Raw genomic sequence first — 21272 nt, forward strand, 5'->3', positions numbered from 1 at the left:
TTTTCAGAGAAAGCAATCAGGACACTGTTTTTGTGGCGAGGGAGCTTGCTCCCGCTGGGCTGCGAAGCAGCCCCTGGGAATTGAATGCGATCAGTCTGATGTTCTGAGGGGAGGAGTTTAGGGCTGCTGCGCAGCCCAGCGGGAGCAAGCTCCCTCGCCACGGGATTACTCTTCTTCCTTGAGCACCACCGGTGCCGGCGGGGGACGCAGGCCGATTTCGGCGGTGAGCTTGAGTTCCTTGCCATTGCGCATCACCTGGATGGTGACTTTGTCGGTGGGCTTGATCCGCGCCACCTGGTTCATCGAGCGGCGGCCATCGCCAGCCGGTTCGCCGTCGATGCTCAGGATCACGTCGCCCAGCTGCAAGCCGGCCTTCTGCGCCGGGCCATCGCGGAAAATCCCCGCCACCACGATTCCAGGCCGTCCGGACAAGCCGAAGGACTCCGCTAGTTCCTGGGTCAGCGGCTGGACCTCAATCCCCAGCCAGCCGCGAATCACCTGGCCGTGTTCGATGATGGACTTCATCACCTCCATGGCCAGTTTCACCGGAATGGCGAAACCGATGCCCTGGCTGCCACCGGACTTGGAGAAAATCGCCGTGTTGATCCCAGTGAGGTTGCCATTGGCATCCACCAGTGCGCCGCCGGAGTTGCCAGGGTTGATCGCGGCATCGGTCTGGATGAAGTCTTCGTAGTTGTTCAGGCCCAACTGGTTGCGTCCAGTGGCGCTGATGATGCCCATGGTCACGGTCTGGCCGACGCCGAACGGGTTGCCGATGGCCAGGGTGACATCGCCGATGCGGATGCTGTCGGAGCGGCCGATGGTGATGGCCGGCAGGTTCTTCAGGTCGATCTTCAACACCGCGAGGTCGGTTTCCGGGTCGCTACCGATGACCCGGGCCAGGGTTTCACGGCCATCCTTGAGGGCCACCACGATCTGGTCGGCTCCGCTGGTGACGTGGTTGTTGGTCAAAATATAACCTTCCGGGCTCATGATCACGCCCGACCCCAGGCTCGACTCCATGCGCTTCTGCTTGGGCGAGTTGTCGCCGAAGAAACGTCGGAATTGCGGGTCTTCGAACAGCGGATGGCTAGGCTTGTTGATGACCTTGGTGGTGTACAGGTTGACCACCGCCGGGGCAGCAGTGGTCACGGCGTCGGCGTAGGACACCGGCCCCTGCTGCACAGCCTTGGTTTGCGGTGCCTGCTGCAGGTTGACGTCGAGGCTTGGCAGGCCGACCCATTCCGGGTAGCGCTGGATAATCAGTAGAGCGACAAGCACGCCAGCCAACAGCGGCCAGCCGGAAAAACGCAGCGCCTTGAGCATTAAGCACGTCCTACAAAGGTTGCAGGCGGTATGAGACCGCCCATAATGACGCGCATTATACGAGGCCGCGCGCGCCTCTGAACGGGATATTTAGGAGTCTTTTCATGGCCGTAGCCCTGAGCACCCTGGTCGAAGAAGCGGACCGTTACCTGGCCAGCAGCCGGATTGCCGATTATTGCCCCAACGGCCTGCAGGTCGAAGGCGCGCCGCAGGTGAGGCGTATTGTCAGTGGCGTGACTGCCAGCCAGGCGTTGCTCGATGCCGCAGTGGAAGCCGATGCCGACCTGGTGCTGGTGCATCACGGCTACTTCTGGAAGGGCGAAAACCCTTGTATCACCGGCATGAAGCAACGTCGCCTGAAAACCTTGCTCAAGCATGACATCAGTCTGCTGGCTTATCACTTGCCGCTGGATTTGCATGCTGACGTGGGTAATAACGTGCAACTGGCCCGTCAATTGGACATCACTGTCGAGGGGCCGCTGGATCCGGACAATCCCAAGGTTGTCGGCCTGGTCGGCTCCTTGTCCGAGCCGATGACGCCTCGGGATTTCGCCCGCAAGGTCCAGGAAGTCATGGGTCGCGAGCCGTTGTTGATCGAAGGCGAGCAGATGATTCGCCGGGTCGGTTGGTGCACGGGTGGTGGCCAGGGCTACATCGATCAGGCGGTATTGGCCGGGGTCGACCTGTACCTCAGCGGCGAGGCGTCGGAGCAGACCTTCCACAGCGCCCGGGAAAACGGCATCAGCTTCATCGCCGCCGGGCACCATGCGACTGAGCGCTACGGTGTCCAGGCATTGGGCGATTACCTGGCGCGACGGTTTGCCCTGGAGCACATATTCATCGATTGCCCGAATCCTATTTGACTGCTTATAGCCACTGTGGGAGCTGCAATGCCCGAACCCCCAGGCATATCCATATGCTGTTTCGATCTAGTTGGCGCCCTGATTAGAAGAGGACGCTGTGCTAGGATTCCCCGCTCGAACACGGCCCGCTGGCCGTTCATAAGAAAGTTTTCGTGAGTAGCCATGGTCGACAAACTGACGCATCTGAAACAGCTGGAGGCGGAAAGCATCCACATCATCCGCGAGGTGGCCGCCGAGTTCGATAACCCGGTGATGCTGTACTCCATCGGTAAAGACTCCGCCGTGATGCTGCACCTGGCACGCAAGGCGTTCTTCCCCGGCAAGCTGCCGTTTCCGGTGATGCACGTCGACACCCGCTGGAAATTCCAGGAAATGTACAAGTTCCGCGACCGCATGGTCGAGGAACTGGGCCTGGACCTGATCACCCATGTGAACCCGGACGGCGTGGCGCAGGGCATCAACCCGTTCACCCACGGCAGTGCCAAGCACACCGACATCATGAAGACCGAAGGCCTCAAGCAGGCCTTGGACAAATATGGTTTCGACGCTGCGTTTGGCGGTGCTCGTCGCGATGAAGAGAAATCCCGCGCCAAGGAGCGCGTGTACTCGTTCCGCGACAGCAAGCACCGTTGGGACCCGAAGAACCAGCGCCCGGAGCTGTGGAACGTCTACAACGGCAAGGTCAACAAGGGCGAGTCGATCCGCGTATTCCCACTGTCTAACTGGACCGAACTGGACATCTGGCAGTACATCTACCTCGAAGGCATCCCGATCGTGCCGCTGTACTTCGCCGCCGAGCGTGAAGTGATCGAGAAGAACGGCACGCTGATCATGATCGACGACGAGCGCATCCTCGAGCACCTGTCTGATGAAGACAAAGCCCGTATCGTCAAGAAGAAAGTGCGTTTCCGTACCCTCGGCTGCTACCCGTTGACGGGCGCGGTGGAGTCCGAGGCCGAGAGCCTGACGGACATCATCCAGGAAATGCTCCTGACGCGAACTTCCGAGCGCCAGGGCCGGGTCATCGACCACGATGGCGCAGGCTCGATGGAAGATAAAAAACGTCAGGGTTATTTCTAAGGGGTTGTCATGTCGCACCAATCTGATTTGATCAGCGAGGACATCCTCGCCTACCTGGGCCAGCACGAGCGTAAAGAGCTGCTGCGTTTCCTGACCTGCGGTAACGTCGACGACGGCAAGAGCACCCTGATCGGGCGCCTGCTGCACGACTCCAAGATGATCTACGAAGATCACCTGGAAGCCATCACCCGCGATTCGAAGAAAGTCGGCACCACCGGTGACGACATCGACCTGGCGTTGCTGGTCGACGGCCTGCAGGCCGAGCGCGAACAAGGCATCACCATCGATGTCGCGTACCGCTATTTCTCCACCGCCAAGCGCAAATTCATCATCGCCGATACCCCGGGCCATGAGCAGTACACCCGCAACATGGCCACCGGTGCTTCTACCTGTGACCTGGCGATCATCCTGGTGGACGCCCGCTACGGCGTGCAGACCCAAACCCGTCGCCACAGCTTCATCGCCTCGTTGCTGGGCATCAAGCACATCGTCGTCGCCATCAACAAGATGGATTTGAAGGACTTCGACCAAGGTGTGTTCGAGTCGATCAAGGCCGACTACCTCAAGTTTGCCGAAGGCTTGAAGTTGAAGCCCACCAGCATGCATTTCGTGCCGATGTCGGCCCTCAAGGGCGACAACGTGGTGAACAAGTCCGAGCGCTCGCCGTGGTACACCGGCCAGTCGCTGATGGAAATCCTCGAGACCGTGGAAGTGGCGGGCGACCGTAACTTCACTGACCTGCGTTTCCCGGTGCAGTACGTCAACCGTCCGAACCTGAACTTCCGCGGTTTCGCCGGCACCCTCGCCAGCGGCATCGTGCACAAGGGCGATGAAGTGGTGGTGCTGCCGTCGGGCAAGAGCAGCCGTGTCAAATCCATCGTTACCTTCGAAGGTGAGTTGGAACACGCCGGCCCAGGCCAGGCGGTGACGCTGACCATGGAAGACGAGATCGACATCTCCCGTGGCGACCTGCTGGTGCATGCCGACAACGTGCCACCGGTGACCGACAATTTCGAAGCGATGCTGGTGTGGATGGCTGAAGAGCCGATGCTGCCGGGCAAGAAATACGACATCAAGCGCGCCACCAGTTACGTGCCCGGCTCGATTGCCAGCATCGTCAACAAGGTCGACGTGAACACCCTGGAAGAAGGTCCGGCCAGCGCGTTGCAGCTCAATGAAATCGGCAAGGTGAAGATCGCCCTGGATGCGCCGATCGCCTTGGACGGTTACGAGAGCAACCGCACCACCGGCGCGTTCATCATCATCGACCGCCTGACCAACGGCACGGTCGGCGCCGGCATGATCGTCGCCCAGCCGCTGGCCCACGGCCACAGCACGCACCACGGCAAACTGGCCCACGTGTCAGTGGAGGAGCGCGCCCAGCGTTTCGGCCAGCAACCGGCCACGGTGTTGTTCAGCGGCCTGTCGGGCGCGGGTAAAAGCACGCTGGCCTATGCGGTGGAACGCAAGTTGTTCGACATGGGGCGTGCGGTATTCGTCCTCGACGGCCAGAACCTGCGCCATGACCTGAACAAGGGCTTGCCGCAGGATCGCGCCGGGCGTACCGAGAACTGGCGCCGTGCGGCTCACGTCGCCCGTCAGTTCAACGAAGCCGGTCTGCTGACCCTTGCCGCGTTTGTCGCACCGGATGCCGAAGGCCGCGAACAGGCCAAGGCGCTGATCGGCAAGGAACGTTTGCTGACGGTCTACGTCCAGGCCTCGCCGACGGTGTGCGCCCAGCGTGATCCGCAAGGGCTGTACGCTGCTGCTGGCGACAACATCCCGGGCGAGTCCTTCCCGTATGACGTGCCGCTGGACGCCGACCTGGTGATCGACACCCAGTCGCTGACACTGGAAGAGAGCGTCAAGCAGGTGCTGGATCTGCTGCGCAAGCGTGGGGCGATCTAAGGAACGCCGCCGTCAGTAAAAAGCCCGCAGATGAGTGATCATCTGCGGGCTTTTTGTTGTCTGGAAGGACGCTATCGCGAGCAAGCTCGCTCCCACAGGGGGTTGTCAGGAGACACCAGACCGGAGCTCACCCCCATCTCCTGTGGGAGCGAGCTTGCTCGCGATGAGGCCAGTACAGACACCTCAAGATCTACGGGGATGCTCGCGGTGCATCTGCTCCAGCAACGCATCCTTGTCCTGCCACAACTGGTTGATCCAGCCTTGGAATTCCAGGCGGTACACGCCGTCCTGATCGTAGCTTTTCCTGATGAACTGCGGGGGGATCTTCAGTTCCTGGAAGTGCACCACCACCTCTCCCACCTTGCCGCACAGCAAATCCCAATACCCCGGACGCCCGCCCGGATAATGAATCGTCACGTTGATGATCGACTCCAGTTGTTCACCCATGGCATCGAGCACAAACGCGATGCCGCCGGCCTTGGGCTTGAGCAGGTAGCGAAACGGTGACTGCTGCTGGGCATGCTTGCCTTCGGTGAAGCGTGTGCCTTCGACAAAGTTGAAAATGCCCACCGGGTTGTTGCGAAACTTCGCACAGGTCTTGCGGGTGGTTGCCAGGTCCTTGCCTTTCTTTTCCGGATGTTTTTCCAGGTAAGCCTTGGAGTAGCGCTTCATGAACGGGAACCCCAGCGCCCACCAAGCCAGGCCGATCACCGGGACCCAGATCAGCTCTTGCTTGAGAAAAAACTTCAACGGACGGATGCGCCGGTTCAGCACGTACTGCAGCACCATGATGTCGACCCAGCTCTGGTGGTTGCTGGTGACCAGGTAGGAATGCTGGTAGTCCAGGCCTTCCAGGCCGCTGAGGTGCCAGCGGGTGCGGCGCAGCAGGTTCATCCAGGCTTTGTTATTGCTGACCCAGGCCTCGTGGATGTGGCCCATCAGCCAGTCAGTGAAGCGCTGGGCGGCAGGGAAGGGCAGCAACAGCTTGAAGATCGCCACGATGAACAGCGGGGTGCAGCAGGCGATAGTGTTCAGCGCCAACAGCAGCGAGGCAACGACGCCGCGCAAGGGGGCAGGCAGGAAGTCCAGCATTTAAATATCCATGGGTCGGTTGGCGGCTTGGATCGCGGTCAGGGCGATGGTGTACACGATATCGTCGACCTGGGCGCCGCGGGGCAAGTCGTTCACCGGTTTGCGCAGGCCTTGCAGCATCGGCCCGAGGCTGACGCAATCGGCGCTGCGCTGCACCGCCTTGTGGGTGGTGTTGCCGGTGTTCAGGTCCGGGAAGATAAAGACGGTTGCCCGGCCGGCCACCTGACTGTTGGGCGCCAGTTGCCGCGCCACGGTTTCGTTGGCGGCGGCGTCGTATTGCAGCGGGCCGTCGATCAGCAAGCCGTGTTGCGCCTCATGGGCCAGCAAGGTGGCTTCGCGGACTTTCTCCACTTCCTCGCCACTGGCCGACTCGCCGCTGGAATAGCTGAGCATGGCCACCCGTGGAGTGATACCGAACGCGGCGGCCGAATCGGCACTCTGCAGGGCAATCTCCGCCAGTTCCGTAGCGCTGGGGTGCGGGTTCATCACGCAGTCGCCATAGACCAGCACTTCTTCGGGAAACAGCATGAAGAACACCGAGGACACCAGGGTGCAGCCCGGTGCGGTCTTGATCAGTTGCAAGGCCGGGCGGATGGTATTGGCGGTGGAGTGGATGACTCCGGACACCAGCCCGTCCACCTCATCCAGCGCCAGCATCATGGTGCCGATGACCACGGTGTCTTCCAGTTGCTGCTCGGCCATGGGCGCGTTCAGGCTTTTGCTCTTGCGCAACTGCACCATCGGTTCGACATAACGCTCGCGAATCGAATCCGGGTCGAGAATCTCCAGCCCCGGCGGCAGTTCGATGCCTTGGGCGCGGGCCACTGCTTCGACGTCGGCCGGTTTGGCCAGCAGCACACAGCGGGCGATGCCCCGGGCCTGGCAAATGGCAGCGGCCTGGACGGTCAGCGGCTCGCTGCCTTCCGGCAGCACGATGCGTTTGTTGGCTGCTTGGGCGCGTTGGATCAATTGATAGCGGAACACCGCTGGCGACAGGCGCATTTCCCGTGGCGTGCCGCAGCGCTGGTGCAACCACTTGGCGTCCAGGTGGCTGGCGACGAAATCGGTGATGATCTCGGCGCGTTCGCGGTCGTCGATCGGGATTTCCTTGTTCAGACCGTTCAGCAGGTTGGCGGTGTCATAGGAGCCGGTGCTTACCGACAGCACCGGCAGCCCGGCCTGCAAGGCGCCGCGGCACAGGTCCATGATGCGTGGGTCGGGCAGGGTGTCGCTGGTCAACAGCAGGCCGGCCAGCGGCACGCCATTGAGCGCGGCGAGGCTGACGGCCAGGATGATGTCGTCGCGATCGCCGGGGGTCACCACCAGCACGCCGGGCTTGAGCAGTTCCACGGTGTTGCGCATGGTACGGGCGCAAATGATGATGTTGCTCATGCGTCGGGTTTCGTAGTCGCCGGCGTTGAGCACCTGTGCGCCCATCAGGTCGGCCACGTCGCGGGTACGCGGGGCGTTGAGTTCGGGGCGAAACGGGATGCAACCCAGCAGGCGGAAATCGCCGCTGCGCAGCAGGGGCGAGTGCTCCTTGAGGCGTGTGGAAAACGCTTCCATGCTTTCGTCGGTGCGGACCTTGTTCAGGATCACTCCGAGGACTTTCGGGTCTTTCGGCCCGCCAAACAGTTGCGCCTGCAGCTCCACCCGGCCGGACAGCTCGGTCAGCACTTCGTTTTCCGGCGCCGACACCAGGATGACCTCGGCGTCCAGGCTCTTGGCCAGGTGCAGGTTGACCCGGGCGGCGTAGCTGGCGTTGCGGGTCGGGACCATGCCCTCGACGACCAGCACGTCCTTGCCGATGGCGGCCTGCTGGTAAAGGGTGATGATTTCTTCCAGCAGCTCGTCGAGCTGGCCGTCGCCCAGCATGCGCTCGACGTGAGCCAGGCCCAGGGGTTGCGGCGGCTTGAGGCCGTGGGTGCGGGCCACCAGTTCAGTGGATCGCTCCGGCCCGGTATCGCCGGGGTGAGGCTGGGCGATGGGTTTGAAAAAACCGACTTTCAGCCCGGCCCGTTCGAGTGTACGCACCAGCCCGAGGCTGATGGAGGTCAGGCCCACACCAAAATCGGTGGGTGCGATAAAAAAAGTTTGCATGCGGATTCTCTAAGGGTGCATGGCAATGGCGTGACCTATGACTGGTCATCTACCCACAATTCAGTCGCCAAGGTTATCGCTAACCGGGGCCTGTGCGCACCAGCCGCAGTCAAAGGGCTGGCCTATTTTTTCAATACGTTGCGCCGGGTCCAGTACCCAGGCCCGGGATTGCCACGGAGGCTGGTGGCGCAGGTGCTGGGTGTGACCGCAAGACAGCTCGGCCACCCAGTGCCCGTTCTCGTCCTGATGAAAACCGGTGACCGTTGGTCTGTTCGAGCAAGCCCGTTTGTCCGGGTTCCGTTCGCTTTCGGGCAAATCCTTGTTTAGACTTGTCCGTTCTTCATTCTTATGCAAAAGGTCTCGCCCCATGCTGATCGCCGCCAATAAGGCTGTCTCCATCGACTATACCCTGACCAACGACGCTGGTGAGGTCATCGACAGCTCTGCCGGCGGCGCTCCGCTGGTCTACCTGCATGGCGCAGGCAACATCATCCAGGGCTTGGAGAAAGCCCTGGAAGGCAAAACTGTCGGTGACGACCTGGACGTTACCGTTGAACCGGAAGACGCTTACGGCGAGTATTCCGCCGAACTGGTCAGCACCCTCAGCCGCAGCATGTTCGAAGGCGTGGATGAGCTGGAAGTGGGCATGCAGTTCCACGCTTCGGCGCCCGATGGCCAGATGCAAATCGTCACCATCCGCGACCTGGAAGGCGACGACGTTACCGTTGACGGCAACCACCCACTGGCCGGCCAGCGCTTGAACTTCAAGGTCAAGATCGTCGACATTCGTGACGCCAGCCAGGAAGAAATCGCGCATGGTCACGTCCATGGCGAAGGTGGCCATCACCACTGATTTCTGCGCTACGCTCAAGTGAACTGGAGAGGCGCCACACGGCGCCTTTTTAGTCGGTTGCTGTTAGCATCACCCATGGCTGTTTCGAAAAGATCCGCAAACCTGGAGTTCGTCATGAGTGCTTTTCACGACCTTAAACTGAAAGCCCTGGATGGTCAGGAGCTTGCTCTGGCGCCTTTCAAGGGGCAAGTCGTGCTGGTGGTCAACGTCGCCTCCAAATGTGGCCTGACGCCTCAGTACGCTGCGCTGGAAAACCTCTACCAGCAATACAAGGCCAAAGGCTTCAGCGTGCTGGGCCTGCCCTGCAATCAGTTCGCCGGGCAAGAGCCGGGGACCGAGGAGGAGATCCAGGCGTTCTGCAGCGTCAATTATGGCGTGACGTTCCCGCTGTCCAGCAAACTGGACGTGAACGGTCATGACCGTCATCAGTTGTACCGCCTACTGGCGGGCGAGGGCGCCGAGTTTCCCGGGGACATTACCTGGAACTTCGAAAAATTCCTGCTCGGCAAGGACGGTCGCGTGCTGGCGCGTTTCTCGCCGCGCACGGCGCCGGATGATCCTGCGGTGATCCAGGCCATCGAAAAAGCGTTGGCTTGATAGCCCGGCACTGAACCCTGTGGAGAGGGAGCTTGCTCCCGCTGGGCTGCGCAGCAGCCCCGTTTCTTTGCGGTTGCTGCGCAACCGAGCGGGAGCAAGCTCCCTCGCCACGGGGTTTCATGATTGAGTAACCCCACAGCGCTCCCTTCTAGTCCTTAATCACTCCAATCAATAGTGCTACCCACCACCCGGCACGGCACATATTATCCTCGTCATATAGACCTGCGACCTTGTCCCGTGGAGTGCCCCCATGCCAGTAAAAGCCCTGTTCAAACCCTTCCAGCTTGGCGCGCTCGAGCTGCCGACCCGCGTGGTAATGGCGCCGATGACCCGTTCCTTCTCGCCAGGTGGCGTGCCGAACAGCAAGGTGATCGAGTATTACCGTCGTCGTGCGGCGGCCGGGGTAGGCCTGATCATCACCGAAGGCACGACCGTCGGGCACAAGGCTTCCAATGGTTACCCGAACGTGCCGCACTTCTATGGCGATGCCGCGCTGGCCGGTTGGAAAAAAGTGGTTGATGCGGTGCACGCCGAAGGCGGCAAGATCGTTCCACAGCTGTGGCACGTGGGCAGTGTGCGCCGCACCGGCACCGAGCCGGATGCCAGCGTTCCGGGCTATGGCCCGACCGAGAAGCTCAAGGACGGCCAGGTGGTGGTCCATGGCATGACCCAGGCCGATATCGACGAAGTCATCGCCGCGTTCGCCCAGGCGGCGAAAGACGCCCAGAGCATCGGCATGGATGGTGTGGAAATCCACGGTGCCCACGGTTATCTGGTGGACCAGTTCTTCTGGGAAGGCAGCAACCAGCGCACCGACGGTTACGGCGGCAGCCTGGCCAACCGTTCGCGCTTTGCGATCGAATTGATCCGCGCCGTGCGTGCGGCGGTGGGCGAGGGCTTCCCGATCATTTTCCGGTTCTCCCAATGGAAACAGCAGGATTACACCGCGCGCCTGGTGCAGACCCCTGAAGCCCTGGGCGAATTCCTCAAGCCGTTGTCCGAGGCTGGCGTGGATATTTTCCATTGCTCGACACGCCGCTTCTGGGAGCCGGAGTTCGAAGGCTCCGCGCTGAACCTGGCCGGCTGGACCCGCCAGCTCACCGGCAAGCCCACCATCACCGTGGGCAGCGTCGGCCTGGATGGCGAGTTCCTGCAGTTCATGGTCAACACCGACAAAGTCGCGCAGCCGGCCAGCCTGGAAAATCTGCTGGAGCGTCTGAACAATGATGAGTTCGACCTGGTGGCGGTAGGGCGTGCGCTGCTGGTGGATCCGGACTGGGCGCAAAAAGTGCGCGAAGGTCGGGAGCAAGACATCTTGCCGTTCAGTCGCGAAGCATTGATGACGCTGGTTTAAGCGGCGCCTGATCTGCCGCTATCGCGAGCAAGCTCGCTCCCACATTTGATCTTCAGCGAGCATGAGTCTGGTGTTCGACAAAGATCCCCTGTGGGAGCGAGCTTGCTCGCGATGGCGATCTCAATATCGCCGAAGACTCAGCGCACTGTCGGCGCAGCAGGCATCACCTGCTCGCCCACACAAACCCCACGCAACTGCGCCTCAAATTGCTCGATCACCGCCGCCCAACCCTGGCGACTGGCATGCTGGCGAGCATTGAGCCTCACGCAACGCAAGGCCTCGCGCTCCTCCAGTAGCCAACGTGCTGCGTCGCAGAACGCTTCTTCGTCCCCCGGCATTGCCAGCACGCCGTTGTAACCATGGCGAATGTGTTGCGCCGCCGCCGCCTGATCATAGGCCACCACGCCCAGCCCGGACGCCAATGCTTCCAACACGACATTGCCGAAGGTTTCGGTCAGGCTTGGAAAGACAAACACATCGGCGGACGCATAGTGACAGGCCAGCGCCTCGCCACGTTGTGAGCCACAAAAGATCGCCTCGGGCAGCTCCAGCTCCAGCGCGGACCGCTGCGGGCCGTCGCCGACCACCACCAGTTTCATCCGCCGTCCCGGAAACGCGCTGCGCAGGGTATCGAAACTGCGCTTGAGCAAACCGAGGTTTTTTTCCGGTGCCAGGCGCCCGACATGGATCACGGCGACGTCATCATCGCCCAGGCCCCAGGCCTCACGCAGGGTGGCCGAGCGTTTGATCGGATGGAACAACTGGCTGTCCACGCCGCGAGACAGCAGCGCCACCCGCTCGAAATGCCGACGCTCCAGCTCCATGCGCTGGCTGAGACTGGGAACCAGGGTCAGGCTGGAGCGGTTGTGAAACCAGCGCAGGTAATGGGTGAGCATTCGACTCAACAAACCGAGGCCGTACTGCTGGGTGTATTGCTGGAAATTGGTGTGGAAACCGCTGACCACCGAGATGCCCAGGCGCCGCGCCGCTCGCAACGCCGACAAGCCCAGGGGGCCTTCCGTGGCGATGTACAACACGTCTGGGCGATGACGTTTCCAGCGCCGCAGCAGTTTGTGCATCGACGCCTGGCCCCACTGCAAACCCGGATATCCTGGCAATGGCCAGCCCCGGCACAGCAGCAACTGCTCATCACTGACCTGGCGTTGGTCGTCGGCCTGGCGGGGCCGGATCAGTTCCACCCGATGCCCGCGAGCACGCAAGCCGTCATACAGGCGGCCGAGGGTATTGGCCACGCCATTGATTTCCGGCGGGAAGGTTTCGGTGATCAGGGTAATGTGCAGATGTGTGGTCATGACCCCAGTGTCGACCAGGGCCATTTCGTCATTGTGACGCCAGGATGATGGATTTGTGACGGCTCAGCCTTGCCGAGCCAACGCGTTCTCGGCGCCTTGCTCGCGTACCCAGAACAAGGTTGCCCCGGCCACCGCCGCCGGCATCATCAGGATATTGACCACCGGGATCAGCAGCACCAAATACACGCTGCCGCCAAAGCCCAGGCTCTGCCAGCGTTTTTCCCGCAGCCAGGCGAGCATCTCGTTCCAGCCCAGCTTGTGGTTGTCCGCTGGATAGTCGATGTACTGGATCGCCATCATCCATACGCCGAACAGCAGCCACAGCGGTGCGGCCACGATATTGATCACGGGGATGAACGAGAGTACGAAAAGCCCCAGGGCACGGGGCAGGAAATAGCCAAGCTTGCGCGCCTCCCGGGCGAGGGTCCGCGGGATCATGGCGACCAACTCGCCCCAACTGAAGGCGGGGAAATCATCGGTGCCACGGACGACGACTTCGACTTTTTCCGCGAGAAAGCCATTGAACGGCGCGGCGATGATGTTGGCGAGCATGGTGAAGGTGAAAAACACCATCAGCACAACGAGCACCACGAACAGCGGCCAAAGGACATAGTTGAGAAAACTCAGCCAGTCCGGCAGCGACGGCATCAGTGTGTCGACCCACAGGCTGAACTGATGGCCGGCCAGGTAAATCAATCCGACGAACAACACCAGGTTGATCGCCAGGGGCAGGAGTACGAACAAACGCAGGCCCGGGCTCAGGATCAGCTTGAGGCCTTCTCGCAAATATTGCGGGCCGGACAGGACGGGGGCGGGCATAGGTGACTCCGAGCGAAGGTGAACGCGCCGACCTTACCGGCTTTGCCGTGCGCGGGAAAGCGGCGACATCGCGCGTAACAACCTTTATTGAAGCGGACGCGCCTATTAAAAGGACCGCTGCGGATAGAGCTCACCTATGAGCTGGATTGTTAAACCGTATTTCCTTAATCTTCCCACCCTCGATACGCTGCACCCATTCTTTTTTCAGGACTGTCGAACCCAAGCCTTCCCCAAGTGCGTCAACGGTCCTTTTTTATTCACGCCGTTCACCCGGCGTTCCGGCCCCGAAAGGTCCGGTCAACAGGAGCAGGTCATGTCTGAAGCCCGTCATTCGCGAGTGATTATTCTCGGTTCCGGCCCTGCCGGTTACAGCGCTGCGGTTTATGCAGCCCGTGCCAACCTCAAGCCACTGCTGATCACCGGCATGCAGGCCGGCGGTCAATTGACCACCACCACCGAAGTCGACAACTGGCCGGGGGACGTCCACGGCCTGACCGGCCCGGCGTTGATGGAGCGTATGAAAGAGCACGCCGAGCGTTTCGAGACTGAAATCGTTTTCGACCACATCAATGCCGTGGACTTCGCCGCCAAGCCGTACACCCTGAAGGGTGACAGCGCGACCTACACCTGCGATGCTCTGATCATCGCCACCGGCGCCAGCGCGCGTTACATCGGTCTGCCATCGGAAGAGGCCTTCATGGGCAAGGGCGTTTCCGCCTGCGCGACCTGCGACGGTTTCTTCTACCGCAACAAGCCAGTGGCCGTGGTGGGTGGCGGCAACACCGCCGTCGAGGAAGCCTTGTACCTGGCCAACATCGCCAGCACGGTCACCCTGGTCCATCGTCGTGAAATATTCCGCGCCGAGAAAATCCTGGTCGACAAGCTCAATGCCCGCGTCGCCGAAGGCAAGATCATCCTCAAGCTCAACGCGACCCTGAATGAAGTGCTGGGCGACAACATGGGCGTGACCGGTGCCCGTCTGAAAAACAACGACGGCAGCTTTGAAGAGCTGAAAGTTGACGGTGTATTCATCGCCATCGGCCATACCCCGAACACTTTGTTGTTCGACGGCCAGTTGGATCTCAAGGACGGCTACCTGGTGGTCAAGGGCGGCCGCGACGGCAACGCCACCGCCACCAGCGTCGAAGGTATCTTCGCCGCCGGCGACGTGGCCGACCACGTCTACCGCCAGGCCATCACCTCGGCCGGTGCCGGTTGCATGGCGGCCCTGGACGCGGAGCGTTACCTGGATGACCTGCAGAACGCTTCGTTCTGATCCATCCGCTTAAAAAAACCGGCTTCGGCCGGTTTTTTCATACCTGAATATTGATCACCGATCTCCTGTGGGAGCGAGCTTGCTCGCGATGGCGGTGTATCAGTCAACATCGATGTCGGCAGACTTGACGCCATCGCGAGCAAGCTCGCTCCCACAGGTTCTGTGTGGTCAGCAACGCTGCACTTCAGGCCAGCTTCTCCAGGCACGCCTCGAGAATATCCAAGCCCTCTTCCAACACCGCCGCCTCGGTGGTCAGCGGCGCCAGCAGCCGGATGATGTGCCGCGATTTACCGCTGGGCATCAGCAACAGCCCCGCCTCCCGCGCCAGGGCCAGCAGTTGAGTCAATTGCGCCGCTGCCGGGGTGCCGTCGGCGTGGGCCAGCTCGATACCGCGCATGGCGCCGATACCGGTCAGGCGGCCCAGGTAAGGCGTCAGAGCGCGACTACGCCAGGATTCGTAGCGGCTGACGATCGCCTCTTCCTGTTGCGTGCCCCAGGCGTGCAGGTTCGCGTCGGTCATTTCGTCCAGGGTCGCCAGTGCGGCGGCGCAGGCGATGGGGTTGCCTGAGTAGGTGCCGCCCAATCCGCCCTTGGGCAGGTTGTCCAACAGCGCCTTGCGTCCTACCACCGCGCCGAGGGGGACGCCGCCGGCAATACTTTTACCCAGCAGGATCAGGTCAGGCTCGATGCCCAGTCGCGAGAATGCGAAACGCTGGCCGGTGCGACCGAAGCCGGACTGGATTTCATCGACGATCAGCACGATGCCCTTGTCGTCGCAGAATTGCCGCAGGGCCTGGGCGAACGGTATGTCCAAGGCCAGGAAACCGGCTTCGCCCTGGACCGGCTCGACGATGAAACAGGCGACGTCGTTCACGTCGATCTCGACGCTGAACAGCCGCTCCATGGCCTTCAAGGCCTCGGCGCACGTTACGCCGTTGTCCTGGCTAGGGAAGGGCAGGTGATAGACCGGCCCGGGCAGCACGCCGACTTTCTGTTTGTAGGGTGCGACCTTGCCATTGAGGTTGAGGGTGGCCAGGGTTCGACCGTGGAAACCGCCATCAAAAGCGATGACGGCGGTGCGTCCCGTGGCGCCGCGCACGATCTTCAAGGCGTTTTCCGCCGCCTCGGCGCCGCTGTTGGTGAGCATGCCGCTGATCGGGTAATCCACCGGGACAAACGCCGCCAGGCGCTCCATCAGTGCAATGTAGGGCGCATGGGGCGCGGCGTTGAACGCGTAGTGCGTCAGCCGGGTGGCCTGTTCGCGGATCGCCTCGACCACGCGGGGATGACAATGACCGAGGTTCAGCACGCCGATGCCGCCGACGAAATCGATGTAGCGCTTGCCCTCGGTGTCCCAGACTTCGGCATTCCTGCCATGGCTGAGGCTGACGGGGTGCACGATGGAAATCGACTGGCTGATGGTTTCGCTGCTCATGGATGACGGCTCGGCGGGAGGAAAGATTGCCTTTATCTAAGCCGCGAGCAGAGGGGCCCGGCAAACGAAATAAAGTTGCCGGGTCAATCTTAAAAGTCGGGATGTGTGTGCGGCGCCGATTACTTGGGATGTGCAGCCCGTGGGCCACCAGCGCACGGATGCTGCCGCTGCCTTATGTGGCGAGGGAGCCTGCTCCCGCTGGGGCGCGAAGCGGCCCCCAAACCTGGCAACGCGGTGTGTCAGGCAAATTGAGTTTGACTGCCTGGGTCTGCTGCGCAGCCCAGCGGGAGCAAGCTCCCTCGCCACAAAAGCGGACCGCAGCACAAAAAACGGATCTCACCAAAAAGGTAGGGTCGGTCAGCGCCGTTGCAGCGGCTGCACCTCAAACTTCACCCCCGCCAGCCCATGGGCCATCAGCGCACGGATATTGCCGTGATCGCTGCCTTCCGGTGTGGCCAGTACCGAACGGTAATGTTCGCCAAACGCCAGGAGTGCTTCTTCATCGCTCAGGCCTTCAAGCAGTGCCAGGCCCAGGGTCTTGCAGGAGCCTTCGTTCTGCCCAGCGGCGTTTTGCACGCCACCGTTGTTGAAGGCCTGGGGCTGGTAGTCGTAGCCAGCGGTGATAAAGGCCAGGGTGTCGGCAAAGGCGTGTTCGCCGCTCTTGAGGCGGGTGCGCAGGGTGTTCAGGTCAGGCATCGGGTTTTCCTTTGGCGAACGCCGCTTGCTGTTCGGCGCTGGCTTCTTGCTGGTATTGGGCTTTCCACTCGGCGTACGGCATGCCGTAGACCACTTCGCGGGCGTCGTCGAGGCTGACCTCGATCTGGCGCTCATCGGCGGCGGCCTTGTACCACTTGGACAGGCAGTTGCGGCAGAAGCCGGAGAGGTTCATCAGGTCGATGTTCTGCACATCCTTGCGGCTGTCCAGGTGGGCAACCAGCCGACGGAAAGCGGCGGCTTCGAGTTCGAGGCGTTGTTGATCGTTCATGGAGGTCTCTGCGAGACAGCTTCAAGGGGCGAGCTTCAAGCTGCAAGTTTGGATTACGGTCGTCAGGCTTGAAGCTTACAGCTTGAGGCTTGCAGCTGCTACGAAGTAGCCCGACTTGCCGCGAGTGTAATCGACACGGACTCGGCAAATCGCAAGGCGTGGGGCTTGTCGACTTCGACTTCGGCGTACAGCACCGACGCGTTGGCCATGACCAGGTCGAGCAATTCCTGGGTCAGGCGTTCGAGCAGCGCGAAGCGGTTACCTTCCACATGGGCGATGATCGCCTTGGTGATGGTGCGGTAGTTCAGCGCGTGGTCGATGTCATTGTCGCGTACTGCCTCTTGGGCGGCGTAGAGGATGGTCAGGTTGATCAGCACATCCTGCTTGTTGAGGATTTCATCCTCGTTGATGCCGATGAAGGTGCGCAGGCGCAGGTCCTTGACCTTGATGCGTGCCATGGCTGGCTGAAGTTGTGGCATTTACTTGCTCCGTCGAATCAATTGCAGGAACTCCTGGCGGGTGGTGCTGGACTCGCGGAAGGCGCCGAGCATCACCGAGGTGTTCATGGTCGAGTTCTGTTTTTCGACACCGCGCATCATCATGCACATGTGCTGGGCTTCGATCACCACCGCAACGCCGGCGGCCTGGGTGACCTGCTGCACCGCGTCGGCGATTTGCCGGGTGAGGTTTTCCTGGATTTGCAGGCGGCGGGCGAACATGTCCACCAGCCGGGCGATTTTCGACAGCCCCAGGACCTTGCCCGTAGGAATATAAGCTACATGGGCCTTGCCGATGAAGGGCAACAGGTGATGTTCGCACAGGGAATAGAGTTCGATGTCGGCGACGATCACCATTTCATCGCTGTCCGAGGCGAACAGGGCGCCGTTGACGATCTGCTCGACGCTTTGCTCATAGCCATGGCAAAGGTACTGCATGGCCTTGGCCGCGCGCACCGGGGTGTCGAGCAAACCTTCGCGCTCCGGGTTTTCGCCCAGGCCGATAAGGATCTCGCGGTAGTTCTGGGGCAGGGATAGTGTCATGGTACTTCCTCGAAACAAGGCTATTTGACGTGCCTTCCGCCGTTGACGGTCAGGGTCGTGCCGGTGACATAGGGGTTGTCCAGCAGATAACGCAGGCTCTGGTAGATCACTTCGCAGCCGGGCTCGATGCCCAGCGCAGATTTGGCCAGGGCCTTGGCACGGTAAGCTGCGTCGTCTTCGGGATTGAACAGTAGCAGGGCCGGGGCGATGCCGTTGACCTTGATGGCGGGCGCGTACTTCGCCGCGAACGACAGGGTCAGGCTTTCGAGACCAGCCTTGGTGGCGCAATAGGCAATGTGCTTGCTGCTGCCCTTGCGCGTCACATCATCGCTGATGTGCACGATATCCGCAGGCGTTGAGCGTTGCAGCAGCTCGGCGCAGCGCAGGTTGATCAGATAGGGCGCGAGCATGTGCACACCGACCATAGCGCTGAAAGCGTCCGTTTCGGCGCCTGGGGCCTCGGCCAGCCACGCCGAGGCGTTGTGCACGATGGCCCGCAACCGGTCGGTGTGTTGCTTGAGCTGTTCGATGAAATCCAGGATCCCGGCCTCGCTGGAAAGGTCGGCGAACAGCACGGTCGCCCCCAGGTCCCGCAGCGTCTGCACGCCCGGGCGTTCGGTGCGATACGTGGCGATCACCGGTTGACCGTCTTCCAGCAATCGCTGGGCGCAATGCAGGCCGACGCGCTGGGCGGCGCCGGTGATCAGGATCGGAGCGGTGGCGCTGGACATAGGGCAGCTCGGTTCACGACAAGAGCAAAACTATAACAGCGACCGGTCCATTCAAACCCAAATGTTGACTACCATTGCATTTTCGCGAGCAGTGGCGACGCGTTGCTATCGAAAAAACAGCCAAAACGTATGCCATTTCGAACGAAACGCAACGAAACCACATATTGCTGATGTTTCTCCTTGTCATCTCATGACTAGGAGGGGGTAAACTGGGATCCAATTTGCCAGCCGGAATTGTCTGCCAAAATGAGCGTAATCACAGACGATAACTTCGTTTTCCAGGCCTCAGGGGCTTTAAAACGCGAAGATTTGTTCCCCATTCGTGAAGTAGCCCGATTGACCGGTGTAAACCCCGTGACCCTGCGCGCATGGGAGCGTCGCTACGGTTTTATCCAGCCTACCCGCACTGAAAGCGGGCATCGCCTGTACTCTTTGAGCGATATCGAAAAGGTGCGCAGCATACTGGCCTGGATCGAGCGCGGCGTGGCGGTCAGTAAAGTGGGCAAGATCCTGGCGAAGACCGAGTCGGTACAAGCAGTCTCCGCGCTGATTTCATCCGATCTGGTCAGAGCCGATTACGCTGAGTGGCAACAGCAGGTAGCGGAAGCAGTACGCAACTTTGACGATATAGAGCTGGATCGCATCTACGGGCAGATCTTTGCCACCTACGCAGTGCCGATCATCTTCCAGGACATCCTCATGCCGCTCTGGCGGCAATTGTTGCAACGCCAGCAGGAGTTCGGGCAAACCAGTGAGTGGGTGTTTTTTGACGGCTTCCTGCGCTCGCGCATCATCCAGCGGCTCTTGCTCAAGCGTGAAGACCTGTCGCGCCGTGTCCTGATCAGCGCCATCGCCGGTCAATGCCGTGAGCTGGAACTGCTGGTCACAGCGCTGTTCCTGTCCAAGGCAGACGTGGGCGTCAGGGTGCTGACGATCGGCCTGCCATTCGACGAACTGACCCTGGTGTGCCAGAAGATCCAGCCGTTGGCGCTGGTGCTGGTTTCCAACCATGCGCCGGGCTCCGAGTTTCCCAAGCGCCTGGGAAAATTGGCGATGAGCCTGGATTGTCCGTTAATGCTGGCCGGTGATGCGTCCGATCTGGCGCAGGAGTGCCTGGCTGGCTCCTCGATCGGTTGCCTGGGCAATGAGGGGGCGGTGATGCACCATCGCTTGCGTCAATTTCTGACGGGCAACCTGGACACCTGAACGGGTGCCCTGCCTCACCTGTTATAGGTGCATGGTTGGATGGGTGAGACGGTGTTGCTGCAGGATGTATTGGCGCAGGCGCTCAGTCTCGTCCTGGTCATTCTGGTTCAAATGGTAGGCGAAAAAACCTTGATCGGTTTCCCGTTCGAAGGTGCCTCGCAACGAGATTCTCTCGTAGCCTGACGGGCTGAACCACAAGGCAAACTGCTTCAGTGGCTTGATACGACTGCGGTTTTCCAACAAGACGCCTTTACAGGACACTTCGTGGACCCAGAGAGATCCCGGCTGGCCCTTGATGTTTTCAAGTGCCACAGGTTCTTCGAGCGTCAGGCGCCATGGGCGTATCTTCGGTCCGTCTTCGTAGATACTCGGCACACCCAAACGCAGGTGCATCGCATGGAATTCGTCTTCCACCAGATGCAACGGAAAAGTCATTTGCTGGTTTTCGAAATTGGCTTGCAACGTGACCTGCTCGTTTGCCGCCAGACGCGTCAGCAGGTCACGGATCTGCGAACCACCGTTTACCAGCAAGCTCGACGTGACATCCCGCTCGTTCAATTGCGGGTTGTGCTGCATGGTCCGGATGAAATCCAGTTCATCCTGAGTCAGTAGGGCATCGCGCTGCATGGTCTACTCGAAATGATGATTTACATTTTCACTGGTGATTGTAGTGACTGACCGTTAATTCGCCGGTTTGTTTGTGCCGTTCGTCGCTTCGAGCCGGGCAATCGTTTCCCGGGCTTCGGCCAACTGTTGTTCCAACTGGGCGATGCGTTGCTGGGCCTTGACTTGGACGGTGACGTCTTTCTGAACGCCGACGAAATAGGTATGGCCGTCGGCCTCGCTTTTAACCGTTGATAACGACAGTTCATTCCAGAAGGGCATGCCATCCTTGCGGTAGTTGCGCAGCACTTCCCGGCACGACCCCCCTCGCTTCAAGGCATCGCGAATCAGCGCGAGAGCGGGTTGGTCGCGATCACCCGATTGCAGGAACCGGCAATCCTGATAAAGGATTTCATCGCGGTTGTAGCCTGTCAGCCGTTCGAAGGCTGGGTTTACGTAGATGAGAATATTGTCTTCGTCGCCTTCTTTCTCAGCGATGACGATCCCGTCGTTCGAAGCATTGATGACCAGTTGCATCAGTTGAGCGTTGATCATGTAGAAGGCCCTTTAAACGTCCTTGTTGAAGCAGCATTCTAGAAGAAATCGCCAGGCTGTCCACTTGCCATTATGGGCTGTTGAGAGCCATTCGCAGTCCGGTGAGCGCTGCTGTTACTATCGCGGCTCTCTTACT

The 21272-nt window shown here is 60.8% G+C and carries 22 protein-coding genes; 8 read left to right on the top strand and 14 right to left on the bottom strand.

Going from position 1 to position 21272, the window contains the following annotated elements:
- Positions 1–165 precede the first annotated feature (165 nt).
- Positions 166–1326, bottom strand: coding sequence for a Do family serine endopeptidase AlgW (algW, locus tag QNH97_RS04285; RefSeq protein WP_265033783.1), 1161 nt, complete (start codon positions 1324–1326; stop codon positions 166–168).
- A gap of 104 nt (positions 1327–1430) precedes the next feature.
- Here algW and QNH97_RS04290 point away from each other — a divergent pair, with 104 nt between their 5' ends.
- From QNH97_RS04290 to cysN, 3 genes are all read left to right on the top strand, one after another.
- Entirely contained in the window at positions 1431–2189 is a 759-nt protein-coding gene (locus QNH97_RS04290; protein WP_283555749.1) for a Nif3-like dinuclear metal center hexameric protein, read from the top strand.
- 162 nt (positions 2190–2351) lie between these two features.
- A complete protein-coding gene (cysD, locus tag QNH97_RS04295; protein ID WP_003178041.1) occupies positions 2352–3269 on the top strand; it encodes a sulfate adenylyltransferase subunit CysD in 918 nt (305 codons plus the stop codon).
- A gap of 9 nt (positions 3270–3278) precedes the next feature.
- The gene (cysN, locus tag QNH97_RS04300) at positions 3279–5177 is read left to right on the top strand and encodes a sulfate adenylyltransferase subunit CysN (protein WP_283555750.1); all 1899 of its coding nucleotides are present in this window, start codon (positions 3279–3281) and stop codon (positions 5175–5177) included.
- A gap of 183 nt (positions 5178–5360) precedes the next feature.
- On the opposite strand, the gene yihG is transcribed toward cysN, so the two are convergent.
- From yihG to QNH97_RS04315, 3 genes are read right to left on the bottom strand one after another with little or no spacing between them, the layout of a single operon-like run.
- On the bottom strand, positions 5361–6269 hold the full coding sequence (yihG, locus tag QNH97_RS04305) for a 1-acylglycerol-3-phosphate O-acyltransferase, YihG family (protein ID WP_283555751.1): 909 nt from the start codon (positions 6267–6269) through the stop codon (positions 5361–5363).
- Complete coding sequence (gene pta, locus QNH97_RS04310) at positions 6270–8369, bottom strand: phosphate acetyltransferase (protein WP_283555752.1); 2100 nt, start codon at positions 8367–8369, stop codon at positions 6270–6272.
- Between the two features lie 60 nt (positions 8370–8429).
- A complete protein-coding gene (locus tag QNH97_RS04315) occupies positions 8430–8768 on the bottom strand; it encodes a DUF3565 domain-containing protein (RefSeq protein ID WP_283555753.1) in 339 nt (112 codons plus the stop codon).
- Here QNH97_RS04315 and QNH97_RS04320 point away from each other — a divergent pair.
- The 3 genes from QNH97_RS04320 to QNH97_RS04330 all read left to right on the top strand — a co-directional run bounded on the left by QNH97_RS04320 (position 8737) and on the right by QNH97_RS04330 (position 11173).
- Positions 8737–9222, top strand: a complete 486-nt coding sequence (locus QNH97_RS04320) for an FKBP-type peptidyl-prolyl cis-trans isomerase (RefSeq protein WP_003178049.1) — start codon at positions 8737–8739, stop codon at positions 9220–9222. The genes QNH97_RS04315 and QNH97_RS04320 overlap by 32 nt on opposite strands.
- A 114-nt stretch (positions 9223–9336) precedes the next feature.
- On the top strand, positions 9337–9819 hold the full coding sequence (locus QNH97_RS04325; protein ID WP_283555754.1) for a glutathione peroxidase: 483 nt from the start codon (positions 9337–9339) through the stop codon (positions 9817–9819).
- 250 nt (positions 9820–10069) lie between these two features.
- Positions 10070–11173, top strand: coding sequence for an NADH:flavin oxidoreductase (locus tag QNH97_RS04330; protein ID WP_283555755.1), 1104 nt, complete (start codon positions 10070–10072; stop codon positions 11171–11173).
- 137 nt (positions 11174–11310) lie between these two features.
- Here QNH97_RS04330 and QNH97_RS04335 read toward each other — a convergent pair whose 3' ends face one another.
- Positions 11311–12510, bottom strand: a complete 1200-nt coding sequence (locus tag QNH97_RS04335; protein ID WP_283555756.1) for a glycosyltransferase family 4 protein — start codon at positions 12508–12510, stop codon at positions 11311–11313.
- A 39-nt stretch (positions 12511–12549) separates the two neighbouring features.
- Positions 12550–13305, bottom strand: a complete 756-nt coding sequence (cysZ, locus tag QNH97_RS04340) for a sulfate transporter CysZ (RefSeq protein WP_283555757.1) — start codon at positions 13303–13305, stop codon at positions 12550–12552.
- Positions 13306–13618: 313 nt separating this feature from the next.
- On the opposite strand from cysZ, the gene trxB reads away from it, so the two are divergent.
- Positions 13619–14581: a thioredoxin-disulfide reductase gene (trxB, locus tag QNH97_RS04345; RefSeq protein ID WP_283555758.1), complete on the top strand. Its 963-nt coding sequence runs from the start codon at positions 13619–13621 to the stop codon at positions 14579–14581.
- Positions 14582–14765: 184 nt separating this feature from the next.
- Here trxB and QNH97_RS04350 read toward each other — a convergent pair whose 3' ends face one another.
- The 6 genes from QNH97_RS04350 to folM form a co-directional block, all read right to left on the bottom strand.
- Entirely contained in the window at positions 14766–16016 is a 1251-nt protein-coding gene (locus QNH97_RS04350) for a 2-aminoadipate transaminase (RefSeq protein WP_283555759.1), read from the bottom strand.
- Positions 16017–16373: 357 nt separating this feature from the next.
- Positions 16374–16712 carry a HopJ type III effector protein gene (locus tag QNH97_RS04355; protein WP_283555760.1) on the bottom strand — a complete coding sequence of 113 codons (339 nt, stop codon included), beginning with the start codon at positions 16710–16712 and terminating at the stop codon, positions 16374–16376.
- Complete coding sequence (locus QNH97_RS04360) at positions 16705–17001, bottom strand: DUF1244 domain-containing protein (RefSeq protein ID WP_283555761.1); 297 nt, start codon at positions 16999–17001, stop codon at positions 16705–16707. Before QNH97_RS04360 ends, QNH97_RS04355 begins: the two co-directional genes overlap by 8 nt.
- Before the next feature lie 98 nt (positions 17002–17099).
- Positions 17100–17480, bottom strand: a complete 381-nt coding sequence (folX, locus tag QNH97_RS04365) for a dihydroneopterin triphosphate 2'-epimerase (RefSeq protein ID WP_283555762.1) — start codon at positions 17478–17480, stop codon at positions 17100–17102.
- Positions 17481–18041 (bottom strand): GTP cyclohydrolase I FolE, encoded by a 561-nt coding sequence (folE, locus tag QNH97_RS04370; protein ID WP_283555763.1) that lies wholly within the window; start codon positions 18039–18041, stop codon positions 17481–17483.
- 20 nt (positions 18042–18061) lie between these two features.
- On the bottom strand, positions 18062–18772 hold the full coding sequence (gene folM, locus QNH97_RS04375) for a dihydromonapterin reductase (protein WP_283555764.1): 711 nt from the start codon (positions 18770–18772) through the stop codon (positions 18062–18064).
- A 246-nt stretch (positions 18773–19018) separates the two neighbouring features.
- Between folM and QNH97_RS04380 the strand changes: the two genes are divergently transcribed.
- Positions 19019–19978: a MerR family transcriptional regulator gene (locus QNH97_RS04380; RefSeq protein WP_283555765.1), complete on the top strand. Its 960-nt coding sequence runs from the start codon at positions 19019–19021 to the stop codon at positions 19976–19978.
- Positions 19979–19999: 21 nt separating this feature from the next.
- Here QNH97_RS04380 and QNH97_RS04385 read toward each other — a convergent pair whose 3' ends face one another.
- Positions 20000–20605 (bottom strand): hypothetical protein, encoded by a 606-nt coding sequence (locus QNH97_RS04385; RefSeq protein WP_283555766.1) that lies wholly within the window; start codon positions 20603–20605, stop codon positions 20000–20002.
- A 54-nt stretch (positions 20606–20659) separates the two neighbouring features.
- Entirely contained in the window at positions 20660–21136 is a 477-nt protein-coding gene (locus QNH97_RS04390) for a PAS domain-containing protein (protein WP_283555767.1), read from the bottom strand.
- Positions 21137–21272: the final 136 nt, after the last annotated feature.

The sequence above is a fragment of the Pseudomonas sp. G2-4 genome (genome assembly GCF_030064125.1).
GTDB lineage: Bacteria > Pseudomonadota > Gammaproteobacteria > Pseudomonadales > Pseudomonadaceae > Aquipseudomonas.

Coding starts and splice junctions, on each gene's coding strand:
- folX (WP_283555762.1), bottom strand. CDS start 17,480: ATGCCACAACTTCAGCCAGCCATGGCACGCATCAAGGTCAAGGACCTG.
- QNH97_RS04330 (WP_283555755.1), top strand. CDS start 10,070: ATGCCAGTAAAAGCCCTGTTCAAACCCTTCCAGCTTGGCGCGCTCGAG.
- cysN (WP_283555750.1), top strand. CDS start 3,279: ATGTCGCACCAATCTGATTTGATCAGCGAGGACATCCTCGCCTACCTG.
- QNH97_RS04360 (WP_283555761.1), bottom strand. CDS start 17,001: ATGAACGATCAACAACGCCTCGAACTCGAAGCCGCCGCTTTCCGTCGG.
- QNH97_RS04315 (WP_283555753.1), bottom strand. CDS start 8,768: ATGGAGACAGCCTTATTGGCGGCGATCAGCATGGGGCGAGACCTTTTG.
- trxB (WP_283555758.1), top strand. CDS start 13,619: ATGTCTGAAGCCCGTCATTCGCGAGTGATTATTCTCGGTTCCGGCCCT.
- QNH97_RS04320 (WP_003178049.1), top strand. CDS start 8,737: ATGCTGATCGCCGCCAATAAGGCTGTCTCCATCGACTATACCCTGACC.
- QNH97_RS04325 (WP_283555754.1), top strand. CDS start 9,337: ATGAGTGCTTTTCACGACCTTAAACTGAAAGCCCTGGATGGTCAGGAG.
- cysD (WP_003178041.1), top strand. CDS start 2,352: ATGGTCGACAAACTGACGCATCTGAAACAGCTGGAGGCGGAAAGCATC.
- algW (WP_265033783.1), bottom strand. CDS start 1,326: ATGCTCAAGGCGCTGCGTTTTTCCGGCTGGCCGCTGTTGGCTGGCGTG.
- yihG (WP_283555751.1), bottom strand. CDS start 6,269: ATGCTGGACTTCCTGCCTGCCCCCTTGCGCGGCGTCGTTGCCTCGCTG.
- QNH97_RS04385 (WP_283555766.1), bottom strand. CDS start 20,605: ATGCAGCGCGATGCCCTACTGACTCAGGATGAACTGGATTTCATCCGG.
- folM (WP_283555764.1), bottom strand. CDS start 18,772: ATGTCCAGCGCCACCGCTCCGATCCTGATCACCGGCGCCGCCCAGCGC.
- cysZ (WP_283555757.1), bottom strand. CDS start 13,305: ATGCCCGCCCCCGTCCTGTCCGGCCCGCAATATTTGCGAGAAGGCCTC.
- QNH97_RS04390 (WP_283555767.1), bottom strand. CDS start 21,136: ATGATCAACGCTCAACTGATGCAACTGGTCATCAATGCTTCGAACGAC.
- QNH97_RS04335 (WP_283555756.1), bottom strand. CDS start 12,510: ATGGCCCTGGTCGACACTGGGGTCATGACCACACATCTGCACATTACC.
- pta (WP_283555752.1), bottom strand. CDS start 8,369: ATGCAAACTTTTTTTATCGCACCCACCGATTTTGGTGTGGGCCTGACC.
- QNH97_RS04350 (WP_283555759.1), bottom strand. CDS start 16,016: ATGAGCAGCGAAACCATCAGCCAGTCGATTTCCATCGTGCACCCCGTC.
- QNH97_RS04355 (WP_283555760.1), bottom strand. CDS start 16,712: ATGCCTGACCTGAACACCCTGCGCACCCGCCTCAAGAGCGGCGAACAC.
- QNH97_RS04290 (WP_283555749.1), top strand. CDS start 1,431: ATGGCCGTAGCCCTGAGCACCCTGGTCGAAGAAGCGGACCGTTACCTG.
- folE (WP_283555763.1), bottom strand. CDS start 18,041: ATGACACTATCCCTGCCCCAGAACTACCGCGAGATCCTTATCGGCCTG.
- QNH97_RS04380 (WP_283555765.1), top strand. CDS start 19,019: ATGAGCGTAATCACAGACGATAACTTCGTTTTCCAGGCCTCAGGGGCT.